This window comes from Bacteroides helcogenes P 36-108, assembly GCF_000186225.1.
Classification (GTDB): domain Bacteria; phylum Bacteroidota; class Bacteroidia; order Bacteroidales; family Bacteroidaceae; genus Bacteroides; species Bacteroides helcogenes.
This window is the reverse complement of sequence record NC_014933.1, coordinates 693471-710071: the sequence shown is the minus strand read 5'-3', so window position 1 is coordinate 710071 and position 16601 is coordinate 693471. Positions and strand designations below refer to the sequence as shown.

Genomic DNA, 16601 nt, shown 5'->3' with positions numbered 1-16601 from the left:
TATGAAAAAATATATTCAACTTTGTGCAGTCGGCTCCTTTCTGATGGGTGGGTTGACAAGTTGCAATGACTTTCTGGATAGAGAGCCATTGGATAAGGTAATCCCTGAAACTTATTTCACTGCCGAGGCCGATCTGGCTGCTTATGCCATCAAGAATTATCAATTCAATACAGTGACAAGCGCTTACGGTATCAATCTATTCGGACAAGATAACAATACGGACAATCAAGTGACAGGCGGTAATGTTGCCTATTGGATTCCGGGAGAAAAGAAAGTGGCGTCTGACCAAGGAGACTGGAAGTGGGGAAATGTACGTTCGTGCAATTATTTCTTTGATCAAGTGCTACCTAAATATGAGGCTGGAACGATTAGTGGTAATCCGGATAATATAAAGCACTATATCGGCGAGATGTACGTGAACCGTGCTTATTGTTATTTCTCTTTATTCACTAAATACGGTGATCTACCCATTGTGACCACGGCTCTTTCGGATGAAAAGGAAGCACTTATGGCGGCCAGTGTGCGTCAACCCAGAAACAAAGTGGCCCGCTTCATCATTGAGGACTTAAAGAAGGCGGAAGCTCTGTTGTTGAACGAGCCTTCGGGCAAGAAAAACCGCATTACCAAGAATGTGGCCTACCTGCTCCACGCTCGTGTGGCTCTCTATGAAGCTACATGGGAGAAGTATCACAAGGGTACGGCTTTTGTTCCGGGAGGAGCTGGCTGGCCGGGTTCTGATGCCCAAGGTTATAACGCCGATGCGGAAATCGGTTTTTTCTTGGATGAGGCTATTGCGGCATCAAAATATGTGGGTGACCAAATGGTGGCAAATCTGACGGAGAATACAGATGCCCCCGAAGGTATGAGCGCTTCCTTGGCTTCTATCAATCCTTATTATACCATGTTCTGTGATGAGGATATGGATAAATATAAGGAAATTCTGATGTGGAAGAAGTTTGATGAAACGCTTCATGTCACAAATAATCTTCAGATGGAACTTGAGCGTAACGGAGGCGGATCGGGCTGGACACGCGGCATGGTCAACTCTTTCTTGATGCGTAACGGACTGCCCTATTATGCAGCCGGTTCTGGCTATAATTCTGATTGGGAGAAACAGGGGGTAAATGCTACTTTGCAGAACCGTGATTCTCGTATCGTTATTTTCACCAAGAAGCCGGGTGATGTGAACTATTATGCTAATGACGGCACGCCCGATCTTTGTAAGATTGACTTCATCTTCGGTGATGCCGGAAGCTTGGCAACCACAGGCTTTATCATCAAGAAAGGGAAGCACTACTCTTCGCACATGGCGAATGACCATGACGCCGGTACATCAGGTGGCATTGTGTTCCGTGGAACCGAAGCTATGCTCATCTATATGGAAGCATCTTACGAGAAGAACCATAGCATTGATGCCTCAGCAGACAAGTATTGGAGAGCTTTGCGCAATCGTGCAAAAGTAGATCCCGATTACATGAAGACTATTAACGCTACCATTATGACAGAGGAGGCTAAAGGTGATTTCGCCGCTTATTCTCACAATCAGCTGATTGATGCGACGCTTTATAATATCCGTCGCGAACGTCGTAATGAACTTTGTGCCGAAGCCTTCCGTTGGGATGATTTGAAGCGCTGGAGATCGCTGGATCAGTTGAAAACGACTCCCTACAGAGCAGAAGGTATGCGTTTCTGGGGTACTGTTTACTCTGAGGATGCTGAACTGATGAAGAAGGCCGAGGTAGGCAAAACAATGTCTGCCCAAGAATCGAGCAATTATATTCTTCCTTTTGAAAAGGTGCTTACCAATAACACTATTTATACGCAGGGTGGATTCTTGTTCACTCCGGCTCATTATCTGGAGCCGATTGGCGTGGCTGCATTCCGTCAGACGGCGACTAATTCCGGAGACTTCAAGACTTCTGTGATTTACCAGAATCCGGGATGGGGCTATGAAGCCTCTGTCGGAGCTTCGAGCGTGGAGTGATGGTAGAAAAATAGTATAAAGTTTAGTACGGAACATCAAGATGGCAGGCTTATCGTGGAAAAATGATCGGGCCTGCCATCTTACTTTTATCTTCTCTGGTACTGAACAACTTCTTTTTCCAATTGTTTCAATTTTGAATAATAGTAAACCAGAAAATCATGAAAAGAACATTTGAAGAAGCCTTGGCTCATCGCCGTACTTATTATTCTATCGGCAGTGATTCTCCTGTATTGGATGAAGAAATAGTGCACGTTGTACGTGAAGCAGTAAAGAACGTCCCGTCAGCCTTTAATTCGCAGTCCACGAGGATTGTATTACTGCTGGGAGATGAGCATAGGAAACTATGGGATATAGTAAAGGCAACCTTGAAGCCACGCATCTCTGCCGAGGCTTTTGTCAAGACCGAAGCCAAGATTGACAGTTGCTTTGCTTGCGGACACGGCACGGTATTGTATTTTGAGGACACTTCTGTCGTGAAGAAACTGCAAGATGCTTTCCCTTCTTATAAAGATAATTTCCCGACTTGGTCACAACACACCTCCGCCATGCATCAGTTTGCCATTTGGACAATGCTCGAAGATCTTGGATTGGGAGCTTCCCTTCAACATTACAATCCGTTGATTGACGATGAAGTACGCCGTGTCTGGAGCCTTCCTGAAGAATGGGAATTGATTGCCGAAATGCCTTTCGGGATGCCAGTGGCCGAACCCGGAGAGAAAGATTTTGAAGATTTGAGTAAACGTATCAAAATTTTCCGCTGATTGTAAAGCTCTCTCAGTTTAGAATTGCTTACCTTTGCCCGTATCTTAAGGGCGCGGGTTGCAAGTCATCGGCTAACTCGTAGCTTGTAACTTGTAACTGCTATGATACGTATTTTCTTGACCGGTTATATGGGAGCCGGAAAAACAACATTGGGAAAGGCTTTTGCCCGTGAATTGAACATACCGTTCATTGATTTGGACTGGTACATTGAAGAACGTTTTCATAAATCTATCCGTGAGCTGTTCATGGAACGGGGAGAGGACTCTTTTCGTGAACTGGAACGGAATATGCTTCATGAAGTGGCTGAGTTTGAAAATGTGGTGATTTCCACAGGTGGAGGTACACCCTGTTTCTTTGATAACATGAAGCGCATGAACGAATATGGATATACGGTCTTCTTGGATGTGCACCCCGATGTCTTGTTCCGGCGTCTCCGGATAGCCACACAGCAACGTCCCGTTCTTCAAGGCAAGACGGACGAGGAACTGCATGCTTTTATTGTGGAAACGCTTGCCAAGCGTGCCCCTTTCTACGAACAGGCACGCTATCATTTTGACGGAAGTCATTTGGAAAGCCACCAGCAGATCACCGAATCCGTGCAACAACTTCGTAACCTTTTGAAACTTTAATTCCTTGTGAATGTGCATTTTTTGCCAAAGATGACAAAAAGTGTGAGATTTATATGTATTTTTGTCCCTTTCTTTGTTGACATATACAGTTGTGAAAAATTGTGAATAATAAATAGTAAAAAAGTAAATCAATTGATGTACTGATGAGAAAATGGCGTATTGAAGATTCAGAAGAGTTGTACAACCTAACAGGTTGGGGCACTTCGTACTTTGGTATCAATGACAAAGGTCATGTTGTGGTAACTCCGCGTAAAGACGGAGTTGCCGTCGATTTAAAAGAACTGGTGGACGAGCTTCAGTTGCGTGATGTGGCAGCTCCTATGTTGGTTCGTTTTCCAGATATTCTGGACAACCGGATTGAAAAAGTGTCCTGTTGCTTCAAGCAAGCTGCTGAAGAATATGGGTACAAGGGGGAAAACTTCATTATCTACCCCATAAAGGTGAATCAGATGCGTCCTGTTGTAGAGGAGATGATTAATCATGGAAAGAAGTTCAATCTGGGGTTGGAAGCCGGTTCTAAACCGGAATTGCATGCTGTGATCGGTGTAAATACCGATCCGGATTCACTGGTGGTCTGCAATGGATATAAGGATGAAAGTTTCATTGAATTGGCTTTGCTGGCACAGAAGATGGGTAAACGTATCTTCCTGGTGGTGGAAAAACTGAATGAACTGAACCTTATCGCCAAAATGGCGAAGCAACTCAAGGTAAGGCCCAATATTGGCATTCGTATAAAACTTGCTTCAAGTGGAAGCGGCAAGTGGGAAGAAAGTGGGGGAGATGCCAGTAAGTTTGGACTGACATCCAGTGAACTGCTTGAAGCGCTCGACTTTCTGGAGAAAAAAGAAATGAAAGACTGTCTGAAGTTGATCCATTTTCACATCGGCAGCCAAATAACAAAGATACGGCGCATTAAGAACGCATTGCGTGAGGCTTCACAATTTTTTGTGCAGTTACACAATCTGGGATTCAACATCGAGTTTGTGGATACAGGTGGAGGCATGGGTGTTGATTATGATGGTACTCGCTCGTCTAATAGTGAAAGCTCGGTAAATTATTCCATACAGGAGTATGTCAATGATGTTGTGTCCACTTTTGTTGACGCTGCCGACAAGCACGGCTTTTCACATCCTAATATCATCACTGAAACCGGGCGTAGTTTGACTGCCCACCACTCCGTACTTGTCTTTGAAGTACTGGAGACGGCTTCTCTGCCTCAAATGGACGATGCTTGGGAGCCGGGTGAAGAAGCGCATGAGTTGGTAAAGGAGCTCTATGCTATTTGGGATAATCTGAGTCAACGCAGTTTGTTGGAACCTTGGCACGATGCACAGCAGATACGTGAAGAAGCCCTCGACCTTTTCAGCCACGGCATTGTTGATTTGAATACCCGCGCACAGATAGAGAAACTATATTGGAGTATCTGTCGTGAGGTCAATACCATAGCCGGTAACATGAAGCATTGTCCGGAAGACTTTCGCAAACTAAGCAAGTTGCTTGCCGACAAATATTTCTGTAACTTCTCACTTTTTCAGTCTTTGCCCGATTCTTGGGCCATTGACCAGATGTTTCCCATCATGCCCATCCAACGACTGGACGAGAAGCCCGATCGTGAAGCTACCTTGCAGGATATGACTTGCGATTCGGATGGAAAGATTGCGAACTTTGTCAGCGCACGTACCGACACCTCGACTTTACCGGTTCATTCATTGCGAGATAAGGAGCATTATTATTTGGCCGTCTTCCTTGTAGGAGCTTATCAGGAGATATTGGGCGATATGCACAATTTGTTCGGTGATACGAATGCAGTACATGTATCCGTCAATTCCAAAGGTTATACCATTGATCAGTTGATTGATGGTGAAACCGTGGCAGAAGTGCTTGACTATGTACAATATAATCCGAAGAAATTGGTGCGTACACTTGAGACGTGGGTGACTCTGTCTGTCAAGGAAGGGCGCATCTCTTTGGAAGAAGGAAAAGAGTTCCTCTCCAACTACCGTTCGGGATTGTACGGATATACTTATTTGGAGTAAGATGATGAGAGAAAAACTGACTATAATTAAAGTGGGTGGTAAGATTGTGGAAGAAGAATCCACCCTTTTTAAGTTGTTGGATGACTTTGCAGCTATCAGCGGTTACAAAGTTCTGGTACACGGAGGTGGGAGGTCGGCTACGAAAATTGCTGCTTTGCTGGGCATTGAAAGTAAAATGGTAAATGGACGTCGTGTCACCGATGTCGAAACTTTGAAGGTGGTGACCATGGTGTATGGCGGATTGGTAAACAAGAACATTGTTGCCGGTCTTCAGGCGCGTGGTGTCAATGCTTTGGGCCTTACCGGTGCTGATATGGATGTGATACGTTCCGTGAAACGTCCAGTGAAAGAAGTGGATTACGGTTTTGTCGGCGATGTAAAACGAGCAAATGGAGCAGCTTTGGGTGAGCTTATCCATAAAGGTATTGTTCCTGTCATGGCTCCACTGACTCATGATGGTAACGGGCACATGCTGAATACGAATGCCGATACCATTGCCGGAGAAACGGCCAAGGCATTGGCCGGACTGTTTGATGTTACACTGGTGTATTGCTTTGAAAAGAAAGGTGTGCTTCGCGATGAGAACGATGACGACAGTGTGATTCCACAAATCACACTTGAAGAATTCAAGCAATATATTGCTGATGGAGTGATTCAGGGGGGGATGATTCCAAAGCTGGAGAACTCGTTTGGGGCGATTGATGCAGGTGTATCTGAAGTTGTGATCACTTTGGCCTCGGCTATAAATAGTGGCGAAGGAACCCGGATAAAAAAATAATTCAAAAAAAACAGTGGTAGCCTGTAACTTTTCGAATACTTAACCGTCAATTTTATAGAGATGCAAGAAATCAGCTTTCGTAATGACATTCTCCCACTGAAGGACAAGCTCTTTCGGTTAGCCCTGAGAATAACGTTTGACAGGGCAGAGGCGGAGGATGTTGTTCAGGAAACACTGATAAGAGTTTGGAACAAGCGTGATGAGTGGATGCAGTTCGGTTCTATCGAGGCTTATTGTCTGACAGTGGCAAAGAATCTGGCGATAGACCGAAGTGAAAAGAAAGACGCTCAGACCGTGGAACTGACTCCGGAAATGGAGCAAGCCTCCGATGCATCGAGCCCTTACGAGAAGCTGGTGATTAAGGAACGCATAACGCTGATTCACCGGTTGATGAATGAACTTCCCGAAAAGCAGAGGTTGATAATGCAGTTGAGGGATGTCGAAGGTAAGAGTTATAAAGAAATAGCGGTAGTCCTGAACTTGACAGATGAACAAGTAAAAGTGAATCTCTTCAGGGCACGGCAAAAAATAAAACAACAGTTTATAGATATAGAAGGTTATGGACTCTAAATATATAGAACAACTCTTAGAACGCTATTGGCGGTGTGAAACCTCCCTTGAGGAAGAGGACAGACTGCGTACTTTCTTTAATGGAAGCAATGTCCCTGGGCATTTACTTCTTTATAAGGATTTGTTTGTATATCAGCAGCTTCAGCAAGGAGAACACTTGGGGGCGGATTTTGACGCACGGGTGCTTTCGGAAATAGAAGTTCCGATTGTCAAGGCAAAACATATAACATTGACAGCGCGCTTCATGCCATTGTTCAAAGCTGCTGCAGTAGTGGCGGTGGTTCTTTCGTTGGGTAGTGTGATGCAGCACTCGTTCTTCTCGGATGTGCGGGAAGTGGCTGCGGCCGATACTATCGGTAAACAGATTACCGCACCCTCGGTTGCCCTTTCGGGCGATATGGCTGTGGCACATGAGAAACAATTGATAGACAGTTTGCATCGTGTGGATAAAGAGAAAGAAATTAAAGAATAGAAATTTTCATTTGCTTTTTAAAATAACATTTTCATTTGCTTTAAACATAATATAGTTAGTGTGCTTTATTAAAACAATCGAAGCGAGGCTGTGAAGTTTCAATTCTCTCAAAATCTTATAAAAACTAACTAAAATAAATGGGACGCCGCGTGATGCAGCGTCCTTTTTATTTTAATATCCGGTTGAGGGGGCGGAAATGACAGAAGACTTCCTCACGGAAGCCTTCTGTCTTGTGTTAGAATTGTCTTTTATATAGGTAACTGTTTAGAGAGAATTTTGTTTAGAAGCTTATTAATCTTAAAACTATTTGATACAAATCAAAGCTTGTATAATCCTTTTTTCGGGTAATCCAGTTCCGGATTACCTTTGTAACCCACACTTCCACTTCCACTGGTACGTACTTTCAGAAAATCGGTAGCGTGGCATTTGATGTCGCCTGAACCTGCTACACTGGCAAAAGCTTTTTTAGCTATGAAGTCGGAGGCAAACAGATCACCAGAACCTGCCACGCTATATTCAGCCTCTTGTGTGTTGCCACTCAGAGTGGCCGTACCCGATCCGGCAATGGAAGCGTTGGCCGAAGTAGCTGTCACATTGCTCAGTTTCATGTCTCCTGATCCGGCAACAGATACTTTGAGGTTGTCACAATTGATATTGCTGCTGTTGATATCACCCGAACCTGCGATGGAGATATTGAGGTCTGTACAAGAAATATTGCTCCCGTTGATGTCTCCTGAGCCTGCAACGGATATTTTCAGGTCATCTGTTTTCAGCCCGTTGGCCAGTTCCACATTTCCTGATCCTGCGACGGAGATGCCGTTTAATTTTTCTGTGGAAATGCGGATTTTCAGTTTGTCATAAGATACGCTCACATTTTTCTTGAAGCCGACGTAAAGCGTATTGTCTTTGACGCGTATGTCCAATAAATCTACGATGTTGTCCGAAGTATATACTTCTACTTTGGGCTTTCCGGATTTCTGTGTATAGGTGACGTCAGGACTGCCGGCTACGTTTAATTTGGTGAAGTTTTCCACTTTGATGTCTTTTGTCACGTAGTTCTTGCTTGCTTTAACCGTCTTGTTTCCAAAGAAATTGCCGGAATGGTACGTGTGCTGTTGTGAACAAGCCGTTGTGCTGAGCATCAGGAAAGTGATTGCGATGAATGTAGTTAAACTTTTCATATTCGTTTCTTTTTTATGATTATCTATTTGTTTATTAGACGTAACTTTATCTGAAAAGGTTGCATGTCGAAATGTTTTTTTTGCAGAAAGTTCCATCGAGACTTAATGCTCAATTCTTGTGCCAAAAACATAAGTCATTGATAGTATGGACGAAATGTATCCGTATGGATGTCCGTTATCGGACAGGTTGTTCGCTTTTGATAAACAATTGCTTGTTTTTCCGACCGATTATTTGTTCATTTGTCCATTCATTTAGAAAAATACAGATGGTAGCAGAACGTATTTTGGAAGATAAAGAGCTCGGATGCTTGCACGTCCGTGTCAATATTCGTGCAAGACGCTTGACTTTTCGTACAAAAGAGGACGGAGTGCATGTTACCATACCTCCCGGCACTACATTGAAAGAACTGGAAAATGCGGTGGAACAATTACGGCCGCGTCTGATAGCGGCCAAACAGAGGCAAGCCCGTCCATTGATCGATCTGAATTACCGGATTGATGCGGAATTCTTTAAATTGACTTTGATCAGCGGGCAGCGGGAACGCTTTCTGTCCCGTTCGGAGCTTGGCAAAATGCAGATTGTCTGTCCTCCGAATGCCGATTTCTCAGATAAGGCGCTGCAAGTCTGGCTTCGTAAGGCGATAGAGGAAGCCTTGCGCCGAAATGCCAAGATTATTCTTCCGCCCCGGCTTTATATGCTTTCCATGCGGCACAGCCTTCCTTATAAGAGTGTGAAGATTAATTCCAGTAGCGGACGTTGGGGGAGTTGTTCGGCCCGTGGCAACATTAATCTTTCTTATTATCTGGTCTTATTGCCCGAGCATCTGATTGACTATGTACTGTTACATGAACTTTCTCACACACGTGAGATGAATCATGGGGTACACTTTTGGGAGCTGCTTGACATCCTGACGGATGGGAAGGCGCAGATGTTAAGAAAGGAATTGAAACAATACCGCACTGATTTGTGATGCTTCTTTAATTTGCAGTTTGTTTTCATTCTTGTGCCAATTGCTTCACTTCTTCTCCATCTTTCTCAAATCTGTATTTTCCACCCTTTTCGCTCAATTCGAAGAGAGAGAGTTTGTCCGTAGCATTGTCCACAATCATCAATGCGCTTTGTTCGGCAAAGCGTTTCACTTCAATGGTGAAAGGCTCTTCTGCGATCCTTTGATTGATGAACAGACTGTCGTTGATAAAGATAGAGGTGGAGTCACCTGTAAATCCTTTGGAAAGAGTGATGGTATATACTTCGCTGAAACTTCTGCCTTCTTCTTTTTTCTGTTGTAGCCTCATACTCATATAGACAAAGATTACTACTACGAAAATCACGGCAAAGGCAAGGATGCCGTTACCTATCATAAACTGTTTGTTGGTGTTCAGCCGGTGTGCCATAAGAGTGTCGTTTTTAAGAACGCCACAAATGTAGTGAATAAATGTGTATCGGGCAAAACTTGTGGAGTTTATGACAGGTTGTTACAAAAAACATTTATATTTGTGGAATATTATACAAATATCTTGATAAATCTGAAAAAATGAAAAGATTCTTTTTTTTGCTGATGGGGCTGTTTGCGTGTGCGATGACTTTCGCGCAACAAGCTCTTTGGGAAGGTGCGTCTGTGGTTTCCCCGGAAGTTCACGACAACAACACGGTTTCTTTCCGTCTGAAAGCACCGAAGGCGGTGAAAGTACAGGTAACTGGTGATTTTCTGCCGACACAGAAAATCAAGACTCCCTTCGGAGAGTTTGACGGGCCGGGCAGTGCCGAACTGACAGAAGGCAAAGACGGCGTGTGGGAATATACGACCCCTGAACCTCTTGCTCCTGAACTTTACAGTTATTCTTTCATTGTGGATGGGCTGAAGATCACAGATCCGGGCAATGTCCACATGATTCGTGATGTGGCCAGCATGACTAATGTTTTCATTATCGGCGGAGAACGTGCCGATTTGTACAAGGTCAACAAAGTTCCTCACGGAACCGTTTCGCGTGTGTGGTACAACAGTTCTTCATTGGGCATGGAGCGCCGTCTGACTGTCTATACACCTGCCGGTTATGAAGTTGGCAGCAAACGCTATCCGGTGTTTTACCTGCTTCACGGCATGGGAGGCGATGAAGAAGCCTGGATTGCTTTGGGACGGGCTGCTCAGATTCTGGACAATCTGATTGCACAGGGCAAGGCGGAACCGATGATTGTAGTGATGACCAATGGCAATGCGGCGCAGGAAGCTGCTCCGGGGGAGTCTTCTCTGGGACTTATCGCTCCTTCCATGAACCAGCCCAAGACGATGGAAGGCTCTTTTGAGACAGCATTTCCGGATGTGGTGAACTTCATCGACAAGACCTACCGCACTGTTAAAAGTAAGCGGGGACGTGCCATTGCCGGGCTGTCTATGGGTGGATTCCATTCTATGCACATCTCCAAGCAATATCCGGATATGTTCAATTACGTGGGACTCTTTTCTGCCGCCATCATGCCGGATAAAGATGTGAAATCGCCTGTTTATGGCAATATGGAGGGCAAGCTGAAGGCGCAGTTCGCCAAGAAGCCTGCTCTTTACTGGATCGGCATCGGCAAGGCGGACTTTCTCTATAAGGCCAATGAGGATTATCGTAAATTGCTTGATAAGAAAGGATATAAATACACCTATTACGAAACAGGTGAAGGCCATATCTGGAAAAACTGGCGTATCTATCTGACAGAATTTGCACCGTTATTGTTTAAATAATATCATTATTTCTTGCGGGATGTCGGTATCTTTGCAAGATATAAAAACCAAAACAAAAACCATGAATAAAAAGTTAATCTTGTCTTTAGCCCTGTCCGGGCTGGTGTTGACCACTGCGGCACAAACCAAAGTTACCCCTGCCATTCCTCAGGATGCAAAGATGGAGCAGCAGATCGAGAAACTGCTCAAGAAAATGACCCTCGACGAGAAGGTGGGACAAATGTGCGAGCTTACCATAGACCTCCTGCAAGATCGGAAGGCAAATCCTTCCAATGGATTCCGGCTGAGCGAAGCGATGCTCGATTCCGTCATCGGCAAGTACAAAGTAGGCTCTATCCTCAACGTTCCCAACGGTATAGCGCAAACTCCCGCCAAGTGGCAGGAGATTATTAAACGTATTCAGGAGAAATCCATCAAGGAGATAGGGATTCCTTGCGTCTATGGCGTGGACCAGATACACGGCACTACCTATACGCTTGGAGGTACTTTCTTCCCTCAAGGCATCAACATGGGCGCTGCGTTCAACCGGGAACTGACCCGTCGCGGAGCCGAAATCTCAGCCTATGAGACAAAGGCGGGAAGCATTCCCTGGACGTATGCTCCTGTAACCGACCTCGGTCGTGATCCGCGCTGGCCCCGCCAGTGGGAGAATTACGGTGAAGACTGCTATCTCAATGCCGAAATGGGGCGCGAGGCTGTCATAGGCTTTCAGGGCAATGACCCCAACCATATCGGAACCCGCAATGTGGCAGCCTGCATGAAGCACTTCATGGGATACGGTGCACCCGTCTCAGGCAAAGACCGCACCCCGTCTTCCATTACGGTGCAGGATATGCGCGAGAAGCATTTCGCCCCTTATCTTGAAATGGTGAGAAACGGCGCTCTCTCAGTCATGGTGAACTCTGCCATGAACAACGGACTGCCTTTTCACGCCAATTACGAACTGCTCACCAAATGGCTGAAGGAAGACCTTGAGTGGGACGGCATGATTGTGACCGACTGGGCGGACATTGACAACCTTTGGAAGCGCGACCACATTGCGAAAGATAAGAAAGAGGCCATCAAGCTTGCCATCAATGCCGGCATCGACATGTCTATGGATCCGTACGACTGGAGATTCTGTCCACTCCTCAAGGAGCTGGTGCAGGAGGGAGAAGTCCCTATGAGCCGTATAGATGATGCCGTGCGCCGCGTATTAAGATTGAAGTACCGCCTCAATCTGTTTGAAAAGCCTTATTACGACCTGAAAGACTTTCCATTGTTCGGCGGCAAGCAACATGCTGCCGCCGCACTTCAGGCAGCCGAAGAATCCTTGGTGCTGCTGAAGAATACGGATGCCGTTTTGCCATTGGCAAAAGGCAAGAAAATATTGCTGACAGGCCCGAATGCCAACTCCATGCGCTGCCTCAACGGCGGATGGTCCTACACCTGGCAAGGCAGCAACGCCGAAGCATGTGCCGAACCCTATAATACCATTCTCGAAGCTTTCACGAACAAATTCGGTGCGGATCATGTGATTTATGAAGCCGGTGTGACCTATAATGACAAGGGCAATTGGTGGGAAGAAAACACTCCCCAAATAGAGAAAGCCGTAGCTGCCGCCGCCAAAGCCGACTACATCGTGGCTTGTATCGGCGAGAACTCCTATTGCGAAACTCCGGGTAACTTAACCAACCTTTTCCTTTCAGAGAACCAGCTTGATCTGGTGAAGGCGCTTGCGAAGACCGGCAAACCTGTCATCCTGATCCTGAGTGAAGGCCGCCCCCGCATCATCAGCGATATAGAGCCGTTGGCAAAAGCCGTTGTTGACGTTATGCTTCCGGGTAATTATGGCGGTGATGCCTTGGCAAATCTCATAGCCGGCGACGCCAACTTCAGCGGAAAGCTGCCTTTCACTTATCCTAAGGAAATCAACTCACTGATTACTTACGACTACAAGCCATGCGAGCATATAGGCAAGCAGATGGAAGGTGCTTATAACTATGACGCTCAGGTTTCAGTGCAATGGGCGTTCGGCTACGGTTTGAGCTATACCACTTTTGCGTACAGCAACCTCAAGGTGAACAAGCCCAACTTCAGTGCCAACGATGAACTGATCTTTACGGTGGACGTGAAGAATACCGGTAACTGTATCGGCAAGGAAAGCGTTCTGCTGTTCAGTAGCGACCTCATAGCTTCGCTTACTCCCGACAACCGCCGTCTGCGTGCCTTCGAGAAGGTGGAACTGAATCCCGGTGAGTCCAAAACCGTTACTTTGAAACTGAAAGCCTCCGACCTTGCTTTTGTCGGTTATGACGGCAAATGGATTCTGGAGAAAGGTGATTTCCGTATCCAGGCGGGCAGCCAGGTGATGAATGTGGTTTGTACGGATACTAAGAAGTGGGAGACTCCGAATAAGCAATGATACATTTTAGACCATAGAAAGAGGGCCGACAGCATGAAACCAAGCTGTCGGCCCTCTTTTTTTAATGTGGATAGTGGGAGAGCAGTTCTTGCCTCTTTATTTTCCCGCGTTGTCTTTCAGCCACTGCATCCGGCGCCGGTCGGGCAGATGTTTTACGGAGAAGTGCTCGAACCGGGCATTGAATCCGCTCCCATCAGGGCAAGCGCCCATGACGCCTACCATTACCGGGCAATTATCCTGTAGCCATGCATTGCGCATCATCATATACTCCTTGTCGTCAAACGAATAGAATACCTCTACTGCATCCAGCCGCCTTACAGCCTTTATCCAGATGAAGGGGACAGGCTTATCCAGCGAGATGATGCTCCAGTCGCTTGTCTTGTGAGTTACCACGGTACTGATATTGTATTTGCCGTCCACAAATTCGATACCGGCTTTGATGTAGTTTTCATGGTCTATGCGCAGCATCAGTCCCGATTGGTCAAAGCGGGTTTTGTAGTCGGCGGATATTTTCACCTTCACCTCAAACTCTCCGCCCCGGGTTGTGTAGAGGAACGGTGCGTCATCTACCGTAAATCCATAGTGGGAAATACGCCAGTAATCACTTTGAGGGGTTACATACATGGAAAGCGCATTGTCTCGTATTTCCCATTTCTCCGGTTCATTGAACCACTGCATCTTTTCTAAACTCTGTGCCATTGTGTTACTCGAAATCCAAATCAGGATGCTAAAAATTAAAAACTTATTCATACGGAATGATTTTGTTTCATGATACATGTGTCTATATGGAGTAATCTTATAAAAGTTTACCTTTACAAAGGTAAACCTTTATGGGACGATATGCAATATTTGTCTGGCTTATAATTCCGATGGTTGCGCAAGAGTATTGCTTTCCGCTTGCATCTCCTTAACTCTTTTCCTGAAACAATAGAGATTGCATGCTTGAGATGTGCATCTCATGTTGTACGAGATGTACATCTCATACTGTTTGACATGCACATCTCGTGCAGCGCGGCATATGATGATCCACTTCATGAAGTATAGACTTTTGTCTTATAAAGCATCATCTTCTGCTCATAAGGCCATTCGTTTTACGTCTTGTGTTGAAATGTTGCAAGGGCGTGTCTGCAATATAATCCCCGTTTGAACCGTTAAATCTTTCTTTTTTTCTCTAATATTTTGTAGTCGAACAGATTATTTATATCTTTGCAGTCGAAAACGGATGAAAGGTGGAGGGGCGATAAAGCTCCTCTTTTTTGTTCCCAATGGTTAATCTATGATAGAAAAGAAAATTGTTTGTCAGATTGTTGACGAGTGGCTGGAAGGAAAGGATTACTTTCTGGTGGAAGTGATCATCAGCCCGGATGACAAGATTTTGGTGGAAATAGACCACAAGGAAGGTGTTTGGATTGAGGACTGCGTGGAGCTGAGCCGCTACATAGAGTCCAGGTTGAGCCGCGAGGATGAGGATTATGAACTGGAAGTCGGGTCGGCCGGCATAGGGCAGCCTTTCAAGGTGCTGCAACAGTACATCAACCACATTGGAAGCGAAGTGGAAGTGCTCACTAAAGACGGCCGCAAACTTTGCGGTGTGCTGAAGGAGGCTGACGAACGGCATTTTGTGGTAACCATTCAAAAGAAAGTGAAAGAAGAAGGAGCCAAGCGTCCCAAAATGGTGGACGAGGACCTGAGCTTTGCGTACGATGAGATAAAATACACTAAATACTTAATCAGTTTTAAATAAGACTATGGCCAAAAAAGAAGAAACTGTCAGCTTGATAGACACATTTTCGGAATTTAAGGAACTGAAGAACATCGACCGTACCACTATGGTAAGTGTACTCGAAGAGTCGTTCCGCAGTGTGATTGCGAAAATGTTTGGCACAGATGAGAATTACGACGTAATCGTGAATCCGGACAAAGGAGATTTCGAAATATGGCGTAACCGTGAAGTGGTAGCAGATGCGGATGTGGAGAATTCCAACCTGCAAATACCCTTGAGCGAAGCACGGAAGATTGACGCTTCATACGAAGTAGGTGAGGAAGTGACGGATGAGGTGATCTTTGCCAACTTCGGCCGCCGTGCCATTCTGAATTTGCGCCAGACACTGGCATCGAAGATTATGGAACTGGAAAAGGACAGCATCTATAATAAATACATTGATAAGGTAGGTACTATCATCAACGCGGAAGTCTATCAGATTTGGAAGAAGGAGATGCTGCTGCTCGATGATGAGGGCAATGAGTTGCTGCTGCCCAAGACCGAGCAGATTCCGAGCGACTTCTACCGCAAGGGTGAGACTGCCCGTGCCGTAGTGGCACGCGTGGATAACAAGAACAATAATCCGAAGATTATCCTGAGCCGTACATCGCCCATATTCCTGCAACGTCTGTTCGAGATGGAAGTACCTGAAATCAATGACGGACTGATTACCATCAAGAAGATTGCCCGCATCCCGGGCGAACGTGCCAAGATAGCCGTTGAGAGCTACGATGACCGTATCGACCCGGTAGGCGCCTGCGTAGGTGTGAAGGGCAGCCGTATTCATGGCATTGTCCGCGAGCTGCGCAACGAGAATATCGATGTTATCAATTATACATCGAATATTCAGTTGTTTATACAGCGTGCCCTCAGCCCTGCCAAGATATCTTCCATTCGCTTGAATGAGGAAGAACATAAGGCAGAAGTGTTCTTGAAACCCGAGGAAGTTTCGCTGGCTATCGGTAAAGGCGGTTTGAACATCAAGCTGGCCAGTATGTTGACCGAGTACACCATCGACGTGTTCCGTGAACTGGATCAGGCGGTAGAGGATGAGGATATTTACCTGGATGAATTCCGCGATGAAATTGACGGTTGGGTAATCGATGCCATCAAGGCTATCGGAATCGATACGGCGAAAGCTGTGTTGAACGCTCCCCGTGAGATGTTGATTGAAAAGACGGACCTCGAAGAGGAAACGGTGGATGAGGTATTACGCATTTTGAAACAGGAGTTTGAAGAGGAGGAGCAGTAATGTGGTAATGGGGTAATATGCTAATGTGCCAATGCAGATAGC

The 16601-nt window shown here is 45.7% G+C and carries 15 protein-coding genes and 1 pseudogene; 12 read left to right on the top strand and 4 right to left on the bottom strand.

Annotated features, from left to right (window positions below; genetic code table 11):
* Position 1: 1 nt before the first annotated feature.
* The 7 genes from BACHE_RS02715 to BACHE_RS02685 all read left to right on the top strand — a co-directional run bounded on the left by BACHE_RS02715 (position 2) and on the right by BACHE_RS02685 (position 7231).
* Positions 2–1984, top strand: a complete 1983-nt coding sequence (locus BACHE_RS02715; protein ID WP_013546174.1) for a RagB/SusD family nutrient uptake outer membrane protein — start codon at positions 2–4, stop codon at positions 1982–1984.
* A 158-nt stretch (positions 1985–2142) separates the two neighbouring features.
* Complete coding sequence (locus tag BACHE_RS02710; protein ID WP_013546173.1) at positions 2143–2745, top strand: nitroreductase family protein; 603 nt, start codon at positions 2143–2145, stop codon at positions 2743–2745.
* A 102-nt stretch (positions 2746–2847) separates the two neighbouring features.
* Complete coding sequence (locus tag BACHE_RS02705) at positions 2848–3375, top strand: shikimate kinase (RefSeq protein WP_013546172.1); 528 nt, start codon at positions 2848–2850, stop codon at positions 3373–3375.
* A gap of 143 nt (positions 3376–3518) precedes the next feature.
* The gene (gene speA, locus BACHE_RS02700) at positions 3519–5411 is read left to right on the top strand and encodes a biosynthetic arginine decarboxylase (RefSeq protein ID WP_013546171.1); all 1893 of its coding nucleotides are present in this window, start codon (positions 3519–3521) and stop codon (positions 5409–5411) included.
* A gap of 4 nt (positions 5412–5415) precedes the next feature.
* Positions 5416–6189 (top strand): acetylglutamate kinase, encoded by a 774-nt coding sequence (gene argB, locus BACHE_RS02695; RefSeq protein WP_013546170.1) that lies wholly within the window; start codon positions 5416–5418, stop codon positions 6187–6189.
* Between the two features lie 60 nt (positions 6190–6249).
* On the top strand, positions 6250–6759 hold the full coding sequence (locus tag BACHE_RS02690) for an RNA polymerase sigma factor (protein WP_013546169.1): 510 nt from the start codon (positions 6250–6252) through the stop codon (positions 6757–6759).
* Positions 6749–7231 carry a hypothetical protein gene (locus BACHE_RS02685; RefSeq protein ID WP_013546168.1) on the top strand — a complete coding sequence of 161 codons (483 nt, stop codon included), beginning with the start codon at positions 6749–6751 and terminating at the stop codon, positions 7229–7231. The genes BACHE_RS02690 and BACHE_RS02685 overlap by 11 nt, the downstream gene beginning before the upstream one ends.
* 317 nt (positions 7232–7548) lie before the next feature.
* On the opposite strand, the gene BACHE_RS02680 is transcribed toward BACHE_RS02685, so the two are convergent.
* On the bottom strand, positions 7549–8412 hold the full coding sequence (locus tag BACHE_RS02680; protein ID WP_013546167.1) for a head GIN domain-containing protein: 864 nt from the start codon (positions 8410–8412) through the stop codon (positions 7549–7551).
* Positions 8413–8678: 266 nt separating this feature from the next.
* Here BACHE_RS02680 and BACHE_RS02675 point away from each other — a divergent pair, with 266 nt between their 5' ends.
* On the top strand, positions 8679–9383 hold the full coding sequence (locus BACHE_RS02675; RefSeq protein WP_013546166.1) for a YgjP family zinc-dependent metalloprotease: 705 nt from the start codon (positions 8679–8681) through the stop codon (positions 9381–9383).
* 25 nt (positions 9384–9408) lie between these two features.
* Here the strand turns inward: BACHE_RS02675 and BACHE_RS02670 are convergent, their stop codons facing one another.
* On the bottom strand, positions 9409–9807 hold the full coding sequence (locus BACHE_RS02670) for a hypothetical protein (protein WP_013546165.1): 399 nt from the start codon (positions 9805–9807) through the stop codon (positions 9409–9411).
* A gap of 140 nt (positions 9808–9947) precedes the next feature.
* Between BACHE_RS02670 and BACHE_RS02665 the strand changes: the two genes are divergently transcribed.
* Both BACHE_RS02665 and BACHE_RS02660 read left to right on the top strand, forming a co-directional pair.
* Positions 9948–11141 (top strand): esterase, encoded by a 1194-nt coding sequence (locus BACHE_RS02665; RefSeq protein WP_013546164.1) that lies wholly within the window; start codon positions 9948–9950, stop codon positions 11139–11141.
* A 61-nt stretch (positions 11142–11202) separates the two neighbouring features.
* Positions 11203–13545 (top strand): glycoside hydrolase family 3 N-terminal domain-containing protein, encoded by a 2343-nt coding sequence (locus BACHE_RS02660; RefSeq protein ID WP_013546163.1) that lies wholly within the window; start codon positions 11203–11205, stop codon positions 13543–13545.
* A 96-nt stretch (positions 13546–13641) separates the two neighbouring features.
* Here BACHE_RS02660 and BACHE_RS02655 read toward each other — a convergent pair whose 3' ends face one another.
* Positions 13642–14295 carry a DUF1349 domain-containing protein gene (locus BACHE_RS02655; protein ID WP_013546162.1) on the bottom strand — a complete coding sequence of 218 codons (654 nt, stop codon included), beginning with the start codon at positions 14293–14295 and terminating at the stop codon, positions 13642–13644.
* A 341-nt stretch (positions 14296–14636) separates the two neighbouring features.
* Positions 14637–14693: pseudogene (locus BACHE_RS18040) on the bottom strand (SWIM zinc finger family protein); the annotation flags it as partial.
* 128 nt (positions 14694–14821) lie between these two features.
* Between BACHE_RS18040 and rimP the strand changes: the two are divergent.
* Both rimP and nusA read left to right on the top strand, forming a co-directional pair.
* Positions 14822–15289 (top strand): ribosome assembly cofactor RimP, encoded by a 468-nt coding sequence (gene rimP / locus BACHE_RS02650; protein ID WP_013546161.1) that lies wholly within the window; start codon positions 14822–14824, stop codon positions 15287–15289.
* 4 nt (positions 15290–15293) lie between these two features.
* Positions 15294–16559, top strand: coding sequence for a transcription termination factor NusA (gene nusA / locus BACHE_RS02645; RefSeq protein ID WP_013546160.1), 1266 nt, complete (start codon positions 15294–15296; stop codon positions 16557–16559).
* The last annotated feature ends 42 nt before the right edge of the window (positions 16560–16601 follow it).